20 protein-coding genes are annotated in these 18,993 nt (G+C 68.0%); 4 read left to right on the top strand and 16 right to left on the bottom strand.

Annotated elements, in window-relative coordinates; translation table 11 throughout:
- Positions 1-50: 50 nt before the first annotated feature.
- Positions 51-506: a hypothetical protein gene (locus P0Y50_06940; protein ID WEK41339.1), complete on the top strand. Its 456-nt coding sequence runs from the start codon at positions 51-53 to the stop codon at positions 504-506.
- 171 nt (positions 507-677) lie between these two features.
- On the opposite strand, the gene P0Y50_06935 is transcribed toward P0Y50_06940, so the two are convergent.
- From P0Y50_06935 to P0Y50_06920, 4 genes are all read right to left on the bottom strand, one after another.
- Positions 678-1,439, bottom strand: coding sequence for a DUF4893 domain-containing protein (locus tag P0Y50_06935; protein WEK41338.1), 762 nt, complete (start codon positions 1,437-1,439; stop codon positions 678-680).
- 63 nt (positions 1,440-1,502) lie between these two features.
- The gene (locus P0Y50_06930; protein ID WEK41337.1) at positions 1,503-2,210 is read right to left on the bottom strand and encodes a DUF4893 domain-containing protein; all 708 of its coding nucleotides are present in this window, start codon (positions 2,208-2,210) and stop codon (positions 1,503-1,505) included.
- Positions 2,211-2,252: 42 nt separating this feature from the next.
- The gene (locus P0Y50_06925) at positions 2,253-3,563 is read right to left on the bottom strand and encodes a hybrid sensor histidine kinase/response regulator (GenBank protein ID WEK41336.1); all 1,311 of its coding nucleotides are present in this window, start codon (positions 3,561-3,563) and stop codon (positions 2,253-2,255) included.
- A gap of 71 nt (positions 3,564-3,634) precedes the next feature.
- Complete coding sequence (locus P0Y50_06920; GenBank protein WEK41335.1) at positions 3,635-4,585, bottom strand: DUF4167 domain-containing protein; 951 nt, start codon at positions 4,583-4,585, stop codon at positions 3,635-3,637.
- 371 nt (positions 4,586-4,956) lie between these two features.
- Between P0Y50_06920 and P0Y50_06915 the strand changes: the two genes are divergently transcribed.
- The gene (locus P0Y50_06915) at positions 4,957-6,165 is read left to right on the top strand and encodes an NAD-dependent epimerase/dehydratase family protein (GenBank protein ID WEK41334.1); all 1,209 of its coding nucleotides are present in this window, start codon (positions 4,957-4,959) and stop codon (positions 6,163-6,165) included.
- Positions 6,166-6,188: 23 nt separating this feature from the next.
- On the opposite strand, the gene P0Y50_06910 is transcribed toward P0Y50_06915, so the two are convergent.
- Positions 6,189-6,620: a protease inhibitor I42 family protein gene (locus P0Y50_06910; GenBank protein ID WEK41333.1), complete on the bottom strand. Its 432-nt coding sequence runs from the start codon at positions 6,618-6,620 to the stop codon at positions 6,189-6,191.
- Positions 6,621-6,714: 94 nt separating this feature from the next.
- Here P0Y50_06910 and P0Y50_06905 point away from each other — a divergent pair, with 94 nt between their 5' ends.
- On the top strand, positions 6,715-7,608 hold the full coding sequence (locus tag P0Y50_06905) for an SDR family NAD(P)-dependent oxidoreductase (protein ID WEK41332.1): 894 nt from the start codon (positions 6,715-6,717) through the stop codon (positions 7,606-7,608).
- A 148-nt stretch (positions 7,609-7,756) separates the two neighbouring features.
- On the opposite strand, the gene P0Y50_06900 is transcribed toward P0Y50_06905, so the two are convergent.
- From P0Y50_06900 to P0Y50_06865, 8 genes are all read right to left on the bottom strand, one after another.
- Positions 7,757-8,368 (bottom strand): DUF1134 domain-containing protein, encoded by a 612-nt coding sequence (locus tag P0Y50_06900; GenBank protein WEK41331.1) that lies wholly within the window; start codon positions 8,366-8,368, stop codon positions 7,757-7,759.
- Positions 8,369-8,493: 125 nt separating this feature from the next.
- Entirely contained in the window at positions 8,494-8,997 is a 504-nt protein-coding gene (locus P0Y50_06895) for a hypothetical protein (protein WEK41330.1), read from the bottom strand.
- 19 nt (positions 8,998-9,016) lie between these two features.
- Positions 9,017-11,455 carry a phenylalanine--tRNA ligase subunit beta gene (gene pheT / locus P0Y50_06890; protein WEK41329.1) on the bottom strand — a complete coding sequence of 813 codons (2,439 nt, stop codon included), beginning with the start codon at positions 11,453-11,455 and terminating at the stop codon, positions 9,017-9,019.
- Positions 11,456-11,462: 7 nt separating this feature from the next.
- A complete protein-coding gene (locus tag P0Y50_06885; GenBank protein ID WEK41328.1) occupies positions 11,463-11,939 on the bottom strand; it encodes a hypothetical protein in 477 nt (158 codons plus the stop codon).
- On the bottom strand, positions 11,939-12,331 hold the full coding sequence (locus tag P0Y50_06880) for a hypothetical protein (protein WEK41327.1): 393 nt from the start codon (positions 12,329-12,331) through the stop codon (positions 11,939-11,941). The genes P0Y50_06885 and P0Y50_06880 overlap by 1 nt, the downstream gene beginning before the upstream one ends.
- Positions 12,328-12,741 (bottom strand): hypothetical protein, encoded by a 414-nt coding sequence (locus P0Y50_06875; GenBank protein ID WEK41326.1) that lies wholly within the window; start codon positions 12,739-12,741, stop codon positions 12,328-12,330. Before P0Y50_06875 ends, P0Y50_06880 begins: the two co-directional genes overlap by 4 nt.
- A gap of 12 nt (positions 12,742-12,753) precedes the next feature.
- Positions 12,754-13,830 (bottom strand): phenylalanine--tRNA ligase subunit alpha, encoded by a 1,077-nt coding sequence (gene pheS / locus P0Y50_06870; protein WEK41325.1) that lies wholly within the window; start codon positions 13,828-13,830, stop codon positions 12,754-12,756.
- 42 nt (positions 13,831-13,872) lie between these two features.
- On the bottom strand, positions 13,873-14,856 hold the full coding sequence (locus tag P0Y50_06865) for a polysaccharide deacetylase family protein (protein WEK41324.1): 984 nt from the start codon (positions 14,854-14,856) through the stop codon (positions 13,873-13,875).
- 172 nt (positions 14,857-15,028) lie between these two features.
- Between P0Y50_06865 and P0Y50_06860 the strand changes: the two genes are divergently transcribed.
- Complete coding sequence (locus tag P0Y50_06860) at positions 15,029-16,630, top strand: ATP-binding protein (protein ID WEK41323.1); 1,602 nt, start codon at positions 15,029-15,031, stop codon at positions 16,628-16,630.
- Positions 16,631-16,872: 242 nt separating this feature from the next.
- On the opposite strand, the gene rplT is transcribed toward P0Y50_06860, so the two are convergent.
- From rplT to P0Y50_06845, 3 genes are all read right to left on the bottom strand, one after another.
- Complete coding sequence (rplT, locus tag P0Y50_06855) at positions 16,873-17,226, bottom strand: 50S ribosomal protein L20 (GenBank protein WEK41322.1); 354 nt, start codon at positions 17,224-17,226, stop codon at positions 16,873-16,875.
- 110 nt (positions 17,227-17,336) lie between these two features.
- Positions 17,337-17,534 carry a 50S ribosomal protein L35 gene (rpmI, locus tag P0Y50_06850; protein ID WEK41321.1) on the bottom strand — a complete coding sequence of 66 codons (198 nt, stop codon included), beginning with the start codon at positions 17,532-17,534 and terminating at the stop codon, positions 17,337-17,339.
- Between the two features lie 162 nt (positions 17,535-17,696).
- Positions 17,697-18,983, bottom strand: coding sequence for an MFS transporter (locus P0Y50_06845; GenBank protein ID WEK41320.1), 1,287 nt, complete (start codon positions 18,981-18,983; stop codon positions 17,697-17,699).
- Between the last annotated feature and the right edge of the window lie 10 nt (positions 18,984-18,993).

Here is an 18,993-nt window from a genome sequence, read left to right as displayed (position 1 = left end):
GGGGTCTGAAGCGGGGCGCTGTCTTCCCATCAATCCAAAGGGAGACCGTCATGTCCAAGACTCAGAACCCCCGCGCGCTCGACCGTGACGAAGCGCAGATGGTGGAACAGTCAAAGGCCCTGAGCGATCATAGCCCCGCCGAACTGCGCGACCTGATCGGGCGGTTGAGGGCGCGCCGCGACCGGGTGCAGCGTCAGATCAGAACCCGCGTCCGCGACGGGCGCGACGGGCCGGACACGGGTGCGCGCGACAAGAAGGCCCTGCTGACCGAGGCCATCGACCGCGTCGCCGACGCGATGGCGGCGCGCAAGGACGGGCGTTCCGCGACCGCCAATCTGCGCAAGGCCGTGGCGCAAAAGGCCGAAACGCCCCGCTGGATCGGGCCGGACGACCGCACCGCCGACACCGGCCCGGCCGAGACCCCCAACACCAAGATCGCCCCCTCCGGCGCCCTTCACGCCGAAGGCATGCGCGCCGCCATCGCCCGCTCGACCGGGGCGCGGTGAAGGGCAGCCGAACCCGTCCCGGATCGTCCTTCCGGGGCTGAGCGGAGCGAAGAACCCGGAACCCAGGGCTACGGTCGCGCCGTTCAACGCATTCGACGCCGCACGCCATCCCCCCTGGGTTCCGGGTTCGCCCTTCGGACGCCCCGGAATGACGGCACAGCGAAATCAGGCCTACCGAACGATCTCCAGCAGCTCCAGCTTAGCCTCCTGCTTGGGCCAGGGGATGACCAGACGCCAGCGGTTCTGGCCGATCCGCTCCAGCACGCCCAGCTGGTCGCGCTCGGGCGTCTGGCCATAGCGGGGATAGTGGGCCTCGTCGCCCCAGGCCTGGGCGCCGACATAGACCAGACGGCGATCCGTGTCGGGATACAGCAGCCCCTGCGTCCGCTGCGAGCCGGTGCTCTTGCTCAGGATCAGATCGCCGCCGGGCGTCAGTTCCACCGAACAGGCGAACCAGGGATAGTCGACATAGGCCAGGCCCGCCCCGTCGCGGCTGCCCATCTTGATGTTGCGGCAGCGATAGGGTCCGGGCGCGGGTTGAAGGCGGCCGCTCTGGGCTGCATTGGGATCGGCGAGAGGCCCCAGCGCCTCGACCTGACGCGCGTATCCGCCCTTCTCGGCCTCGGCGCGGGCCAGACGCCAGGCCTCGTCCATGCGGCCAAGGGCGGAGGCGTCGTCGGGCTTGGCGACCTTGCGCCAGTCGTCGGTTCCGCCCTGCATGCCGCCGCCTGTGGAAGCGTCTGGTGTCGCGGCCTGTTGTTGCGGCGTGGCGGCGGCTTCCGGCGCGGCCTGGGGCGGGACGCCGGCGGCGGGTTCGGACACGGCGGGCGAGGTCTCGGCCGGCCCTGCCGGACGATTGTCGCCGCAGGCCGCCAGGGCGGCGGACAGGGCCGTCGCCGTGGTCAGGGACAGGATGAGCGATGTGCGGCGCATGGGCGTCTCCTTCGATTGCGACAAAGGAAACGCGGCGGCTCGCGCCCGGTTCAGCCTTAAGGATCAGGCCGGCGCGCGACCGGGGACCAGTTCGATCAGGTCCAGGTTGGATTCGTTCTGCGGCCAGGGCAGGACCAGCCGCCAGCGCGCCTCTCCGATCCGTTCCAGCACGGCGACCAGATCGCGCTCGGGATTGCGGCCATACGAGTTGGCGGCCGGCTCCTGGGCCAGGGCCATCGACCCCAGCATCACCATGTGGCGGTCGTTCTCGGGGAACAGCAGGCCGGACGGGCGCTGCGAGCCGGTCAGTTTGGAGAATTTCAGCCCGCGCGACGTCTGTTCGATGCGGCAGGCGAACCAGCCATAGACCACATAGCCCAGCCCGTCCTCGCCGCCTTGCGACCCCAGTTTGACGGTGCGGCAGCGATAGTCGCCGGGCGGGGGCGCGACGCCCGGCCGCCCCGCCTTGGGCTGGATCAGGTCGCCCAAGCCGCTCAGATCGCCCGATCCAGGCTGGCGCCGCGCCTGTTGCAGGGCCAGGGTCCAGGCGGCGTCGACGCGTTGATAACGGTCGCGGTCGCCCGAGGTGATGACGCCGCGCCAGTCCATCAGAGGCGCAGCGCCGCCCGCGCCCGTCGAGGTGGGCGGCGGCGGAGGCGGGGGCGGCGTGGCGGCGCAGGCGGCAATGGCCGCCAGCCCGCCCATCAGGGCCAGGCGCAAGCCCACGCGCGCGCGAAGACGGGACGAAACCAACCGGACGAACTGAGGCATCGAACGCTGACCTTGGGCGGACCTGACGGCGAGATCGGTCCCTTAGGCCCTTTGACGCCGGTCCACGTCAAGGCCGCCGCCCGTCTCCGGCCGGGACAGGACGCGAGACAGGGCGTCCGCCAGGGCGTTCAGGTCCAGTGGCTTGGTCAGATAGGCGTCAAACCCCGCCGCCCGTCCCCGTCGCCGATCCGATGGGCCGCCGGCCGCCGTCACGGCCAGGACGGGAATGTCGCGCGTGACCGGATCGGCGTCCAATCCCGCCTTCACCTCAAAACCGTCCATGCCGGGAAGCCCCAGATCGAGCAGGATCACGTCCGGCCCCAGGGCGTGCGCCAGCTCCAGCCCCTCCGGCCCCGTCGTGGCGGCGTGCAGCGTCAGGCCCAGCGCCTCGGCCGCCTGACGCATCAGGGCGACATTGGCCGGATTGTCCTCGACATAGAGGGCCGTCGCCTGCGGGCGTCCCCGCGCCGCCGGGTCCGCGCCCGCCACCGGCAGGACAAAGGAGAAGGTCGTCGCGCCCCAGGCGTCGCGCGCGGCGTCCAGGCGGCCGCCCATCCGCTCGGCCAGCCGTTGCGCCGCGCCGAGACCCAGAGCCGTGCCGCCTCGCGCATCCTGCCCGTCCAGCGGCTGGAACGGACGGGCGGTCGCCGCCTCGGGCGGTCGGGCGGGATCGTGGACATCGACCGTCACCCGGTCCCCCTGTCGCGCCGCCGTCATCCGCACCGTCGCGCCCGGTTGCGAATGCGACAGGGCGTTGGCGACCAGCCGCCGCAGGATACGGCGCACAGGAACCGGATCGGCCATGACGCCGAGGCCCGGTTGCGCATCGGGACAGGCCAGGGTCACGCCCGCCTTTCGCGCCTCCGGCTCCAGCCCGTCGCAGACCTGGCGCAGGGCCAGGCGCAGATCGACCCGCTGCAGGAAGGGGGCGGCGCGTGTGTCGCCCGAGACGACGAAATCATCCGCCTCTTCGATCAGGGCCAGGACGACCGCGCCGGCCCCCTCGATCTGACGCACGCCCTGCGACTGGCGCGGCGTCAGCCGATCGGCCTCGGCATGGGTCCGCAGCAGCTGGGTGAAACCCATTATGGTGGTCAGGGGCGTGCGCAGTTCCCGCGTCAGGGCCTGGATGACCTCGCCCTTGGCGGCGTCCTCGGCGCTCAGCCGATGAACCTCGGCCTCGACGACGGACAGGGCCTGACGCTGCGTCTCGGCCGTCTGGGCCAGACGATGCTCAAGCCGCGCTCGATCCCGCGTCAGGCCCTCGACCGCGCCTAGGGCGCGGAGCCAAAGCCAGATTCCCGCGCACGTCCCCGATAAGGCCAGGGACAAAACCCACAAGACAATATCCATGACGCCCTCCCAAGCGTCACGAATAACACGTCAGGGTTGCGATACTGTAAAGCGTCTATTTTGGGTCGTCGTCAGTCCTCGCTGACGGCGGTCTCGGCCTTGCGACGCGGAGCGCGGCGACGCACGGGAGCCTCGGCCTCGCCTTCCGCCGAAGCCGCAGGCGCAGCGGCGACCGGCGCGCGGGTCAGAAAGCCCGGCAGGTCGGTCGGGGCCTCGCCCTCATCCGACGCGGCGGCGGCGGCGGTGCGACGCGGGCGACGGGCGGGACGGGCGGCGACAGGTTCAGCCGCAGGTTCGGCGGCCGCCTCCGCAGATGTCTCCATGGCCGGGCTGTCGGCGGCGGGCGCATCGATCGGGGCGGATTCGGCGTCGGCGCGGAGTGCGACGTCCTCGGCGCCCTCCTCGCGGTTGTCGAAGCGGCGGTTGCGTTCCTCGCGGCGACGCTCCCAGCGTTCGCGGCGGCTTTCGCGACGACCGCCGCCCTCGCCCTCGGCGCGGGCCTCGCCGTCTTCACGCGGCTCGCGGGGTTCGCGCGGCTCGCGCTGTTCACGGTTCTGATCGCGGTCCCGATCCCGGTCGCGGTTGTAGTCGCGGTCCCGGTCGCGGGGTTGATTCTGGTTCTGCTCGGCGCGCTCGGCGGTCTCCTGCGCCTGGCGGTCGGCCGCCTGCTGGGCGGCGACGAAGGCGGCGGCCTGGGCGCCGGATTCGTCTTCGAAATCGATGTCGAAGCCTTGGTTCGACTGTTCGCGCGCCGCGATGTCGGAGAAGGACCGCTGGGGCTGAAGCGCCCTGAGCACGCGGTAATAGTGTTCGGCGTGCTGCTGATAGTTTTCGGCCAGCACCCGGTCGCCGCCGGACGAGGCGTCGCGGGCCAGCTGCTGATAGCGTTCATAGACGGTCTGGGCGTTGCCCCGGACCTTGATGTTCTCGGGGCCTTGCGAATCCCACGAACGATTCGGATTGGCGTTGTTGGCGTTGTTCGCGCCCGCCTTGTTCCGATTGCGTCCGCGCTGACGCTTCATGCCCTTGAAATCTCTCATTCGCGCTACCGTGTGCAGGGACGAGGCCAGGCCAATGGCCGGGTTCGTCCGTTTCTGGGTTCCGTTTCGCTCGGGGCCGATCCCCGATTGTCGATCTGTCGGAATGCCTTGTCGCCCGCATGGTGCGCCGGTCCTTTCGGGACCGACCGTCATGATCGGCTCAAGCCGCGAACAGCCGGGTATGCGCCCGGAAAGCTGCGTTTGAGTGGGAGACAAGCCAGACTTAGCCTGTGCGCGACGCCTTTCCAAGGGGGATTCGTCAAAGCGTCGCACCGGGACTTTAACAGCCTGGCTTTGCCGCGACCGCTCCGCTGGGCTAGGCATGCGGTTTGAGACGACGACGAGGCTTCCCTATGCGTGTTCTGGTTTTGGGCGGCGACGGTTTCTGCGGCTGGCCCACGGCCCTGCACCTGTCGGCCAAAGGGTGGGACGTCACCGTCGTCGACAACCTCAGCCGCCGCAACATCGACAACGAGCTGGAGATCCAGTCCCTGACCCCCATCCGCACCATGGGCGAGCGGATCAAAGCGTGGAAGGCGGTGTCGGGCCGCGACATCGGCTTCGTCAATATGACCGTGGGCAAGGAGTTCGACCGCCTGGTCGCCCTGATCCGCGACCTGGCGCCCGACAGCGTGGTCCATTTCGCCGAACAGCGCGCGGCCCCCTATTCGATGAAGTCGGCGCGGCACAAGCTCTACACCGTCGACAACAACATCAACGCCACCCACCATCTGCTGGCCGCCATCGTCGAAAGCGGACTGGACGTGCATCTGGCGCACCTGGGAACCATGGGGGTCTATGGTTACGGCACCGCCGGCCTGCGCATCCCCGAGGGCTATCTGAAGGTGACGGTGGACACCGACGCCGGCCCCGCCGAACAGGAAATCCTGTTCCCGCCCAATCCGGGCAGCATCTATCATATGACCAAGACCCAGGACGCCCTGCTGTTCCAGTTCTACGCCCGCAACGATCAGATGCGGATCACCGACCTGCACCAGGGCATCGTCTGGGGCGCCCAGACGCGCGAGACCAAGGCGGACGCGCGGCTGATCAACCGTTTCGACTATGACGGCGACTATGGCACGGTGCTGAACCGCTTTCTGATACAGGCGGCCCTGGGCCATCCGCTGACGGTGCATGGATCGGGCGGCCAGACGCGGGCCTTCATCCATATCCAGGACACGGTGCGCTGCGTCGAACTGGCGCTGAAGAACCCGCCGCGCCGCGGCGACCGCGTCAAGATCCTGAATCAGATGACCGAGAGCCGCCGGGTGCGCGACCTGGCCCGGATGGTGGCGAACCTGACGGGGGCTGAAATCCAGCACCTGCCCAATCCGCGCCAGGAGGCGGACGAGAACGATCTGGTGGTCGCCAACGACCAGTTCCGCGAACTGGGGCTGAAACCCATCACCCTGGCCGAAGGGCTGATGCAGGACGTGACCGACATCGCCCGCTGTTACGCCGACCGCGTCGATCTATCGCGCGTCCCCTGCGTCTCGCCCTGGAATCACAGCCGGGCCGAGGCGCTGGAGACGGCGGGCGCGACGCCCGTGAACGCTTGATCCACCCCCGCTGACGTCAGAGGCTACTGTGCGTCGAAGACGAAGTGCATGACGCGATCATCAGACGTGGTCTCCATCCAGGGCTGTTTGTAAACCAGCGCCAGGGACGCAGACCCCTTTCCACGCGGCGTGATGCGGATCACCGCCGTGCCGGGCGCACCGACGATGGGAACGCCGGACGCGGGCGCCTGTTCGATCGCGAACGGTTCTTCCACACGCAGATTGCGGGCCTCCAGGACTTGCCAGCCGAAGCCGGTGCTGGGGTTGCTTTCCAGCCGCAGGGTCGAGGTCGCGCCCACGGGCAGAACCGCCGGCTTGACGGCGTCCGCCTCGGACAGAACCACCGGCGCGGGATCGGCCGCCGCGCCGGCATGGACGGGCGCGCCCGCCGACAGGGCGGCGACGACGGCGGCGAGAAGCAGGGTGTTGGTCATGATGAACCCGGATGTGGTCAAGCGCGTTGTCGAAAGCATAGAATGAAATTCGCTTTCAAGGCCACCGGCCTTTCGACGTTCTGTGAAACACGCTCGTTCCTGTTTGAAGATCGCCATGCCTGACGCCGCTCCCGCCCCGTCTCTGCTTGTTTACGGAGGAGGCTATGTGGGACGGGCGGCGGCGCTGGAGGCGATCCGGCGCGGGGGGCGGGCGACCGCCACCTCACGCAGCGCCGACCGTCGACGCGTGCTGGAGGCCGAAGGGATCGCTGCGCTCAATCCGGGCGACACCGCCGCCCTGAAGACCGCGCTGGAGGCCGCCGGCGCCGTGCTGATCACCGCCGCGCCTGACGCCCACGGGTGCCCCGCCCTGCGCGCCCTGGGCCCGCTGTCCGGCGACGCCTGGCCCGACTGGATGGGCTATCTCTCCTCGACCTCCGTCTATGGCGACCGGGCGGGCGGCTGGGTGTTCGAAGACGGCCCGCTTAACGCCGCCACTCTGGAGGGCGCGCGCCGCGTCCGGGCCGAGCGGGACTGGCTGGACGGGGCGCGGGGCATGGGGTTGACGGTGCAGATCTTCCGCCTGCCCGGCTTTTACGGCCCCGGCCGCAATGTGGTGGAACGCCTACGCGACGGCACGGCCCGTCTGGTCAGGAAACCGGGCCAGATCTTCAACCGCATTCATGTCGACGACATCGTTTCGGGCCTGTTCGCCTCGATGGCCCGGCCGCGTCCCGGCGCAGCCTATAATCTGATCGACGACGAACCCGCACCCGCCGATGTGGTGATGGAATGGGCGGCGGACCGCATCGGCCTGCCCCGCCCGCCCGAGGTCGACTGGACCGACGACAGCGTCAGCGAGGCCATGCGCCGCTTCTACCTGGATTCCAAACGCGTCTCCAACGCCCGGGCCAAGGCCGAACTGGGCTGGCGGCCGCAATATCCGACCTGGCGCGAAGGCTTGGCGGCGCTGATGGACGCTCCCCCGCCGTTGCGGTTGGTAAGCTGATATCCACCCGTCCTGACCCTAGCCCCCGTCATCCTCGGGCTTGACCCAAGGATCGGATGGTCCGCCGCGCGTGCGACAGGATCGGCGCACAGTCCAACAAACGCCCGGTCCTCGGGTCAAGCCCGAGGATGACGGACGGCGTTCTGACTTAGAACGGCAGCAGGTTGCGCTGGCGGCTGTAGCTCATGGTGCCGACATTGGCGCCCAGGCGCAGGCCGACGCCGGTGCGGATCGGCGCCAGGACGATGCCGTCCGCGCGCTGATAGTTCACGCCCAGGCCCGCCACCAGATAGGCCGACCCCTCGACCCCCGGATAGCGGCGATAGATCATGTCGGGGTGATACAGGCCATAGACCAGGGTGAAGACCCGGCTGGCGTTGCCGCCCCAGTCCCAACCGATCGACGCGCCCTGCCAGAACACCTCCTGCGAGGCCGACAGGTCCTTCATATGCAGGGCCCCGCGTCCGTAACGCGCGCCCACGACAACGGCGCCGGAACCTTCCTCGCCCGCGATATAGGCGGTCGGGCGGTCGCCCTGATCGGCGAAGACGCGCTCGATGGCGCCGCCCACGACCTCGGCCGCGATGCCCAGTTCGCGCGACCCGGCCGAGACCAGTTCGTCGAAGCTGTAGGCCTGTGCGTTCTGATCCGACGCGATGGGATAGTTGGGATTGCGCGCCGGCGTCGAGGCGCAGGCCCCCAGGGACGACGCCCCGGCGGCGGTGGCCAGGCCGGACAGAATCAGTTGGCGACGATGCATGAGGGGCGCTCCGAGAGGCGGCGGGAAGACGGCCGGCTGAGACGCCGAACTTGACGCTACCGTCCCCGACCTTTGCGGCAGCCTTGCGGCTTCAAGGTTAACGGGAACTTACGGGCATGGATTGATCAGCTTTTACAAGCGGTCGAACCCACTCCAAAACCGTATCGTGAGTAGATGGCGGAATCGGAAGGGCCGCCATTGAAGGCGGCCCCATCAATCCACGCAACGACGAACTCACCATCTTGTACAGGGTGGAACAGCGTCACGATGTACCCGATCCGGGGATCGTCGAACCGATAGAAAGCGCCGAAAAGGTCGCGGTTCGCCAAGGCGGTCGCCATCGGAATCGGCGTATCGAAGCGATTCTCGTGGATCGTGAAATCGCCAGCCGGGCCTCGAACGGTGACGCTGCCTTCGTCTCTGCTGACGACCGTCTCGTCCGCGTTCAGTTGAAACTGGCCTGTGGCGAGGCAAAGAGCGTCTGCGCCTTCGGTTTCCTGTCCGATGCGGTCGATTCGCTCCGGCCAAAGCCGGCCGTCTCGCACCGCCCGTTCGGGCGCAGTCGCGCAGGAGATCAAAGCTGCACTGAAGCCGAGTGTGGCCGTTGCTTTAAGCCAGCAGGATTTCAAGCCGCATTCCCCTTACGGTTTAAGCCCGCAACCTGCCGCCCTGCTTTTCAACCGCCGCCACGATATTGGCGGTCAGGGATTCGATCTCGGCTTCGGCCAGGGTGGCGTCTCGCGGCTGGATGACGACCTCCAGGGCGACGGACTTGAAGCCGTCGTCCACGCCCTTGCCGCGATAGACGTCGAACACGCGGACGTCGGCGATCAGGGCCTTGTCGGCGCCCGTCGCCGCCCTGACCAGATCACCCACCGGCTTTGCATCCTCGACCACGAAGGCGAAGTCGCGGGTCAGGGGCATGAAGGCCGACAGGTCGGCGGACCCGCGCGCCTTGCCGGACCCATTCTTACCTTTCTGGCCCCGCGGCTCGGGCACATTGTCCAGCACGATCTCGAACGCGACCATCGGGCCGTCCGCATCCAGCGCCTTCAGCACGCGCGGGTGCAGTTCGCCGAACTCGACCATCACATTCTTCGGCCCCAGTTGCAGCCGGGCCGAACGGCCGGGGTGCCACCAGTCGCGGTTCTGGCCCTGAACCAGTTGCAGCGAGGCGACCGGCGCGCCGATCTCCTCCAGCACGGCAGTCAGGTCGCCCTTCAGCGCGAACAGGGCGTCCTCGGCGGGACCGCCCCAATGACGGGCGGCGTGCGGCGCGATCAGGCCGGCGATGATCGTGCGCTGATCCTTGGGCCCGTCGCCCAGATAGACCGGGCCGATCTCGAACAGGGCCGCGTCGGCGAAACCGCGCGCGGCGTTGCGGGCGGCGGCCTGGATCAGGTTGGGCAGGGCCGAGGGCCGCATGCAGTCCAGATCGGCGGCGATGGGGTTCTCCAGCACCAGTCTGTCGTCGCCCCCGCCGAACAGGGCCGCCGTCGACTGTTTGGTGAAGGACCAGGTGACGGCCTCGGCGTACCCCAGCGCCGCCAGCGCCCGGCGCGCCGTGCGGACGCGGGCCTGACGCGGGTTCAGCACGCCTCCGGCGGCGTTGGCGACCGGCGGCAGGGCGACCTCGGGCAGATTATCGAAGCCTTCGATGCGGGCGACCTCCTCCACCAGATCGGCGGGGCCTTCCACGTCGCGGCGCCAGGACGGCGGGGTGACGATCCATGGCGCGGCCTGACCGGCGGGCGCGGCCTGAACCAGGAAGCCCAGCTGGCCCAGGATGGTCCCGATCCGGTCGTCGGCCAGATCCATGCCCGTCAGACGCTTCACATGGGCGGGATCGAAGGCGAAGGGCGCCGGGCCAGCCGGGGGTTCGCCGACGAAGACGATGTCGGACGGCTCGCCCCCGCACAGGTCCAGGATCAGGCGCGTGGCCAGTTCCAGCCCCGGCGTGACCGAGACCGGATCGACGCCGCGCGCGAACCGGTACTGGGCGTCGGAATGGATGCCCAGCGTCCGCCCCGTCTGGGCGATGACCAGCGGATCGAACCAGGCGCTTTCCAGGAAGACATCGGTGGTGTCATCGTCGCAGCCGGTCGATTCCCCGCCCATGACGCCGCCCAGACCGATGGGGCGTTCGCCGCCCGCATCGGCGATGATGCAGTCGGTCGCGGCGGCTGTGTAGGTCTTGCCGTCCAAGGCGATCAGGTGCTCGGCCTCGCCCGTCTCGGCCGAAGCCTGACCCGCGCGCACCACGATCTCGGTCCCGGACAGCTTGGCCAGGTCATAGACGTGCAGCGGGCGAGCGCGGTCGTAGGCGATCAGATTGGTCACATCGACCAGACGGTTGATCGAGCGCAGGCCGATGGCGGTCAGGCGCTTCTGCAGCCAGGCCGGCGACGGGCCATTCTGCACGCCGCGAATGACGCGACCGGCGAAGACCGGGCACATCTCGGGCGCCTCAAGCCGCACCGCGATCGGCGACGGAAAGCCGCCGCGCACCACGGCGATGTCGAAATGCTTCAGCCCGCCCACGCTGGCGGCGGCCAGATCGCGCGCGATGCCCGCAACGCCCAGCCAGTCGGGCCGGTTCGGCGTCACCTCGAAATCAATGACGGGTTCGGCGCCGAACAGGCCCGCAACCGGCGTCCCGACCGGAATCTCGGGCGGCAGTTCCTGAATGCCCTCGCTCTCATCGGACAGTTCCAGCTCCGACGCCGAACACAGCATCCCATTGGACACCACGCCGCGCACCGGCTTCTCGACCAGGGTCACGCCCAGGCCGGGCACATAGGCGCCGATGGGGGCGTAGATGGTGGTCAGGCCCGCGCGCGCATTCGGGGCGCCGCAGACGATCTCCTTCATCCCGTCCACCGTCTCGACCTGACAGACCTGCAGCCGGTCGGCGTTCGGATGCCGCTCGGCCGAGATGATCCGGGCCACGGTGAAGGGCGCCAGCTTGGCGGCGGGATCGAGAACGTCCTCGACCTCCAGCCCGGCCATGGTCATGGCCTCGGCGATCTGATGCACGTCCGCCTCGGTCTCGAGGTGGTCCTTCAGCCAGGAGAGGGTGAATTTCATTGGGAACTCAAAGGCACGGATTCATGACGGGTTCACGCGGGATCGACAGCAGGTCATCAATGTTCGAACGCACCGCCTCAGGCCCCTGCTCGCGAAGCGCGCGATACATCTCGACGGCGTCCCTTTGTCGGCAAAGGCCACGATCAAGCTCGGCTCTTCGCTGACGCCGCGCGTCATCCAGCCCTTGGCGCGATACAGGCGTGCGGCTGTTGGCCATAATGAAGTTTTCGATCCGGCCTACGCCGTCACGCAATTCTTCTCTTAGGGCGGCGTCGCGATTGCGATGGCAAGTCTCGCCGATGATCGCCATCGTGTCGTACAACGTCCACGCGCACAGAACGGCGCCCTTGCCGCTGACATCGGTTTGAACCGTCCAGCCATCCTGCGAGAATTCGCGAATGTGCTTATCTGGCGGCCCCTCTTGCGACGAGGGCGCCATGCCGCACAGCAAAAGGGCCAGGCCGACAGCCAGGGGCGATCGCATTAGTTCGTACCCGCTGCCGTCGGCACCGCGGCCAGTTGATCCAGAATGTCCTTCGCGCCGGTGAAGCCGACATTGTAGAACTCGCATCCGATGAAGGTGCAGTCATGCATCGGCACGGTGCCCAGCGCCTTGTCGCCTATCGGCTGTAGCAGCAGGTTCTTCATCCCCCCACGCGGATCGCCGAAGTTGGTCTCGTCGAAGGTCGTGCCGCCGCCAATCAGCACGATCGCCGGCCCCTGAAGCCGGCAGCCCGTAAAGGTTCGGCCGACAATGGCGCCCTGCTCCTGGTGAGCGGTGTAGAGATCGTAGAGATTGATATCGACGTCGACGAAATCCATCTGCGTCAGAGACTTGGCGATACTGATGGGACGGTTGATCGGCAGGCGGCTCATGCTTGGGCCGCCCGTGCGCTCAGAAGGTTGGTTTCGATCTGCTGCAGCAGTTCCGGCGATCCGGTGAAGCCGATCTGCACGAAGCGGCAGCGGACGAAACGGCAGTTCGCCATCCCTACGACGCCCGCGATCATGTCGCCCAAAGGCTGGAGCAAAAGGGTGCGCGGGTCAGAGGCCACGCCCATGTTGCAACCGTCGAACGTCGTGCCGTTCATGACCGCCATCACCGCAGGCCCTTCGATCAGGCATTCGGTGAAGGTCTTATCCTCGATGACGGTCTTGCCGGCGTTCATATGATGCACGGCCAGCGACGGCAGCCACACCGCTTCCTTTTCAAAGGTCGTGCGCGCAACCAGCTCACGTCCGAACTTCTCGTCAGGCGACATCGGCGTTTGGGGTTGATCGGTCATCTGGAAACTCGTTCAGCTCAGGCCCGAGGCCGGGTTGGGGGCGGCGAAGGCGGAGAAGCCGTAGTGGGCCAGCCAGCGGGTGTCGGCCTCGAACATCGGGCGCAGGTCCGGCACGCCGTATTTCAGCATGGCCAGCCGGTCCACGCCCATGCCGAAGGCGAAGCCCTGATATTCGTCCGGGTCGATGCCGCAGTTTTTCAGCACATTGGGATGCACCATCCCGCAGCCCAGAATCTCCAGCCAGTCGTCGCCGGTGTTGAACACCAGTTTCCCGCCCGAACGGTCGCAGCGGATGTCCATCTCGGCCGACGGCTCGGTGAAGGGGAAGTGGTGCGGCCGGAACCGCGCCTGAACCGCGTCCAGTTCGAAGAAGCGGGCGATGAAGGTTTCAAGCGTGGTCTTCAGATGGCCCATATGGATGTCGCGGTCGATCACCAGACCTTCGATCTGGTGGAACATCGGCGTGTGGGTGGCGTCCGAATCCTTTCGGAAGGTGCGGCCCGGCGCGATGATGCGGATCGGCGGTTTCTGCGACATCATGGTGCGGACCTGCACCGGGCTGGTGTGGGTCCGCAGCACCTTGCGCTCGCCCGTTTCCGGGTCGGGCTTCAGGAAGAAGGTGTCGTGCATCTCCCGCGCCGGGTGTTTGGGCGGGAAGTTCAGGGCGGTGAAGTTGTGGAAGTCGTCCTCGATGTCCGGGCCTTCCGCCACGGCGAACCCCATCTCGGCGAAGACGGCGACCATCTCGTCCATCACCTGCATTGTCGGATGGACCCCGCCCTTGCGGCGCGGCCGGGCCGGCAGGGTCAGGTCGATTCGCTCGGCCTGAAGCCGGGCGTCCAGTTCGGCCGCCTCCAGCGCGGTCTTGCGGGCGGCGATGGCCGAGGCGACCCGGTCACGCAGGCCGTTGATGATCGGCCCCTGTTCGCGCCGCTGATCGGGGCTCATGGCCCCCATCCCCTTCAAGAGGCCGGAGATCGAGCCGGACTTGCCGAGCGCGGCGACACGCACCTCTTCCAGGGCGGCGACGCTTTCGGCCGAGCCTATGGCGTTGATCAGTTCGAGTTCGAGTGTGGCGAGATCGGTCATTATGGCTGACGCCTTAACGGCCCCGAGCCGTTTCGTCACCCTTCAAGGCGTGGTTTGGCCCGCCGCGATGGCTTCGAGCTGAGACGCGGGCGCGGCATTGGCCGCCTCGATCCAGGCGGGCGGCTTGGGCTCCCAACGGATCGGCCGGCCGTCGGTCTGGGTCCAGCGATGCAGCCAGGAGATTCCGTTGGCCGCGACGAAGCCGTCGGCGTGGGCGTAGATCGGATCGGCCAGCGCCGCCTCCAACGGCACGAAGCGATAGCCGCGCGCCAGATAAAGGGCGTGAATCTGCGGATAATAGGCCTGGTTCAGGCTGTTGGCGTGCAACAGCAGCACCTGCGCCGGCTCCCGCCCGCCGGTCAGTTCGGCGCTGTAGGGCTCCAGGAAATCCAGCACCGTGGCCATGTGCGCCACATAGGCCGCGCCGATCCGCTGTTTCAGCGCCTCATCGCCGATCTGCTCGGCCTTGCGATAGACGTCGGCGAACATCCAGTCGTTGTTGTCCAGGGTGACAGGCGCGGTGATATAGCCGCGCTGGGCCAGACCGGCGGCCAGGGCGTCATGTTTGGCCTGGGTCTCTCCGGTGAACAGATAGGGGTGACGGAACCAGCGCAGGTGCATCCCGCGCGCCTCCAGCGCCGCCCGCACCACCGGCTCCCCGGCGTCGACGTCGGCCAGATAGGCGTCCGGCGTGGTGCGGTGGATGTTGATGTGGCTGAAGCTGTGGTTGCCCAGGTCCAGGCCCGCGTCCAGCCAGACGTTCAGCACGCCCGGCAACACGGCGTCACGCTGGGCCTCGCACATCCGCCCGGCGTTGACGAAGGCCGTGGCATGGGTGTTCAGCGGCTTCAGCATGGCGGTGAAGTCGCGCGTGATCGCCATCACCCTGGCCGGATCGCACAGCGTCGCCGCATCCGCCTGGAACGGCAGGTCGTCGAAGGTGACGGCGACGCGCCGATCCTGCGCCATCGCGGTTTGGGCGAGAACGAGGGCCGCAGCCAGGCCGCAGATCAGGGCGCGCATCATGCGGCTGAGCCTAGCCGCCGAACGCCCCGATGGGAACGCCGATTTCACCACGACGCCGTTTTGATCCGATTACGGATCAACTGTCGAAAACCCGCCGCGAAACCTTCATGAACGGCAAAGCTGGCGTTAAATATCGCCCGTTATGGCGATGGCGGAACAGGTGGGGACCGCGATGCCGCTGATCGGTGATTTCGTCGACTTGATCGCGCCCGTGGCGCCGTCCACCCTGGGCGCAGAGGTGTTCGAGCGGTTTCAGAACGAGCCGAACACCCTGGCCCTGGCCGTGGTCGACGATCAGGGTCGACCGCTGGGCGTCATTGAACGCAACGCCTTCACCCTGCGCATGGCGGCCGAGTTCGGGCGCGCCCTCTACGCCCGCAAGCCCGCCGACAGCCTGATGGACCGCAATGCGCCGGTCACGGAGGCCTCGACCAGCGCCGAGACCTTCTTCCACGCCTATGACGCCGCCGAACTGGGCGCCCTGCTCAGCGGCTTCATCGTGGTGTCGAACGGGCGGTACGTCGGCGTCGGAACGGCGCTGCAGGTCGTTCAGGCGGGCGCCGCCGTCCACCGCCAGCGCGCCGAGGCGATGAGCGCCCTGGCCCGCGACCTGGCCCTGGCCGAGGCCGAGGCCGTCGCCTCCAGCCGCGCCAAGTCCGAGTTCCTGGCGGTGATGAGCCACGAGATTCGCACCCCCCTGAACGGGGTGCTGGGCGTCGCGGCCCTGATGGACAAGAAGCTGGAGCAGGAGGAACTGCGTCCCTACGTCCGCACCGTGATCGATTCGGGCCAGAGCCTGTTGCGGCTGTTGACCGACGCCCTGGACATGTCGCGCGCCTCGGCCGGGATGCTGACTTTGGAAGAAGAGCCGCTGGACCTGTCGGCCGTCGCCTTCGACATCGACGCCCTGTGGCGCGCGCGGGCCGAGGAAAAAAACCTGTCGCTCAGCGTCCGCACCGAACTGGCGATCCCGTTCGTCCAGGCCGATGGGATGCGGCTGAAACAGTTGCTGAACAATCTGATCGGCAATGCGCTGAAATTCACCCTGACCGGCGGGGTCTCGGCCCTGATCGAAAGCCGCGCGGACGGCCAGGTCACCCTGACCGTGGACGACAGCGGCCCCGGCGTGCCCGAAGCCGCCGCCGCGACCATCTTCGAGCCGTTCAACACCGGCAAGGCGGGCCGCGAGGGCGCCGGCGCGGGCCTGGGCCTGGCCATCTGCCGCCAGATCGCCGAGCGGATGGGCGGCGACATCGCCCTGGGCGCCTCGCCCCAGGGCGGCGCGCGGTTCCAGGTGCGTCTGCCCCTGCGCCCGGCGGTCCAGGCCCAGGCGGCGGCGCCGGACATGGTCGCCCCCACCGCGCACCCGACGCTGCATGTGCTGGTCGTCGATGACAACGCCGCCAACCGCTTCGTCGCCGGAAAGCTGCTGGAGATGTTCGGCTGCACCGCCGAAATGGTCGAGAATGGCTGCGAGGCCGTCGCCGCCGTCGCCGCCCGCCCGTTCGACCTGGTGCTGATGGACATCAAGATGCCGGTGATGGACGGGGTTCAGGCCACCCGCGCCATCCGCGCCCTGCCCGCCCCCGCCGGCGCCCTGCCCATCCTGGCCCTGACCGCCAACGCCGACGAGCGTGATGAAATGGACTATGTCGCCGCCGGCATGAACGGGGTGGCGCAAAAGCCGATCCAGCCCGACGCCCTGCTGAACGCTATCCGCCTGGTCATGACCGCCGCCGCCGAAACCGCCGCCCCGGCGCAGCAGGCCGCTTAGAGTTCGTCCTTCGGGGAGGGGGGCCGCAGGACGAACCCGGAACCCAGGAGAGCCTCCCCGGCGGCCGATGCGTCTAACCGCGCGACAGCCCCTGGCTTGCGGGTTCCTCGCTCCGCTCGGCCCCGGAATGACGCTGCAAAGCGACGCCTGAAAACGAAAACGCCCGCCCCGGCGAACCGGAGCGGGCGACATTCTTATGCGCCAGGCTCGCGACGCGATCGCTCGCGGCTTGAGCGCGGCTCTTACGCCAGGGCGGCGCGAACCTTGTCGGCGACGGCCTTGAAACCGGTCGCGTCGGCGGCGATGGCGGCCAGGACCTTGCGGTCCAGTTCGATGCCGGCCTTGTTCAGGCCGTTGATGAACTGGCTGTAGGTGAAGCCTTCGATGCGGGCCGCAGCATTGATGCGCTGGATCCACAGGGCGCGGAAGTTGCGCTTCTTGGCGCGACGGTCGCGATAGGCGTATTGCCCGGCGCGGTCGACGGCGGCCTTGGCCGTGCGGATCGTATTCTTGCGGCGGCCGGAGAAGCCCTTGGCCTGCTCCAGAACCTTCTTGTGCTTGGCGTGGGAGGTTACGCCACGTTTAACGCGAGCCATTATTTTGTTCCCTTCGGGAAGTCCCTATCGTTCGCCGCGCGGCGGCTCACTGTTTGAGGGACTATCTGTTCAAATTCAGTGCGGAAGATCGTCTGCGAACCCGGCGCCGATCAGGCGTAGGGCATGTAGGACTTGATCTTCTTGGCGTCGGCGTCGGCCATGACCGAGGTGCCGCGGTTCTGGCGGATGTATTTCGAGTTGTGGCTGATCAAGCGGTGACGCTTGCCCGCAACGCCGGCCTTAACCTTGCCAGTGGCCGTGAATTTGAAGCGCTTCTTGGCGCCCGACTTCGTCTTCAGTTTCGGCATTTCAGTCTCCTTTTTGAGTGGGCTACCGCTCTTCGAGCTACTTGAGCCCGATTTGCGATCCCTCTCAGAGTTTAAGAACCGCCCAGGCATGCCTGTTCGCCCGACGGTTCGGTACGCGAAGGCGCGGCTTCTACGCCAAGACGCCCCCCGACGCAAGGCGAGTCAGTTCAACGGCTTGGCGGCGCTCTGGGCCCGCCGGATCGCCCGCCCGGCGTTGATCGCCATCACCGCCGCGGGAACGGTCAGAAGCGCCCCGATCAGGAAGGGCCAGTCGTGCCCCAGGCCCGAGAACAGGGCGCCGGCGATCATCGGCCCGAAGATGCGCGCCACCGAACTGGACGCCATGTTCAGCCCCAGCATCGCCCCCTGCCGGTCGGGCGGCGAGGCCCGGCTGATCATGGCCGAGATATTGGGCATGGCCAGCGACATGCCGCACGCCCCCACCGCCATGACGATGGGAATACTCCAGCCCTGCACCACCGGGATCGACAGGGCGCCCAGCGTCAGCTCCGTCGCCGGAAACCAGGCGACGGGGGCCAGCACCTGCAGCACCAGCGAGGTTCCGAACAGCAGCATCCCGGTCGCCAGAACGCGCGATTCTCCGAACCGCCGCGCCAGCCGCCCGGCCAGGAACCCCTGGTTCAGGGTCGAGATCACCCCCACGATCATGAAGCTGAGCCCCACCTCGCGCGCGCCCCAATGATAGCGGCTCTCGGCCCACAGGCCGAACACGCTCTCCATCGCCGAAAATCCGGCCATATAGATCAGGGTCACGACCAGAACCCGCGACACCACGTCATTGTCGCGCGCCGCCTTCAGGCCCGACAGGAAGGCCGGACGCGGCGCGGCCGGATCGGCCTTGGCCCGGCTTTCGCGCAGGAAGATGATCACCCCGACCGCCGCCAGCGCCGCCAGGGCCGAGGCCAGGAAGATCGGCAACTGATAGCCGATATGGCCCATCTGCGGCTGGGTCAGCAGCCCGCCCAGTCCCGGCCCGACGATGAAGCCCAGACCGAACGCCGCCCCGATCAGCCCCATCCGCCCCGCCCTCTGCTCCGGCGGCGTCACATCGGCCACATAGCCCTGGACCGTCGAAATATTGCCCGCCCCCAACCCGGTGAACAGCCGCACCGCGATGGCCAGCCAGATGTTGGGCACAAAGGCCAGCATCAGATAGCCCAGCGCATTGGCCACCAGCGTCACCAGCAGCACCGGCTTTCGCCCGATCCGATCCGACAGCCGCCCCCAGAACGGTTCGGCGAAGAACTGGCCCAGCGAATAGGCCGAGAACATCAGCGTGATCTGCCACGCCTCGGCCTTCAGGCTCTGGGCGAAGAAGGGCAGCAGCGGCACCACCAGTCCAAACCCGACCAGGTTGATGAACACCACGGAAAACAGCACGGCCAGGGCGGATGCATGAATTTTAGGCGGAGCGGCAGGCGTCGTCATGCCGATGATC

Source organism: Candidatus Brevundimonas colombiensis (assembly GCA_029202665.1).
In the GTDB taxonomy this organism is placed as follows: Bacteria; Pseudomonadota; Alphaproteobacteria; order Caulobacterales; family Caulobacteraceae; genus Brevundimonas; species Brevundimonas colombiensis.
This window is presented reverse-complemented; position numbering and strand designations above follow the sequence as displayed.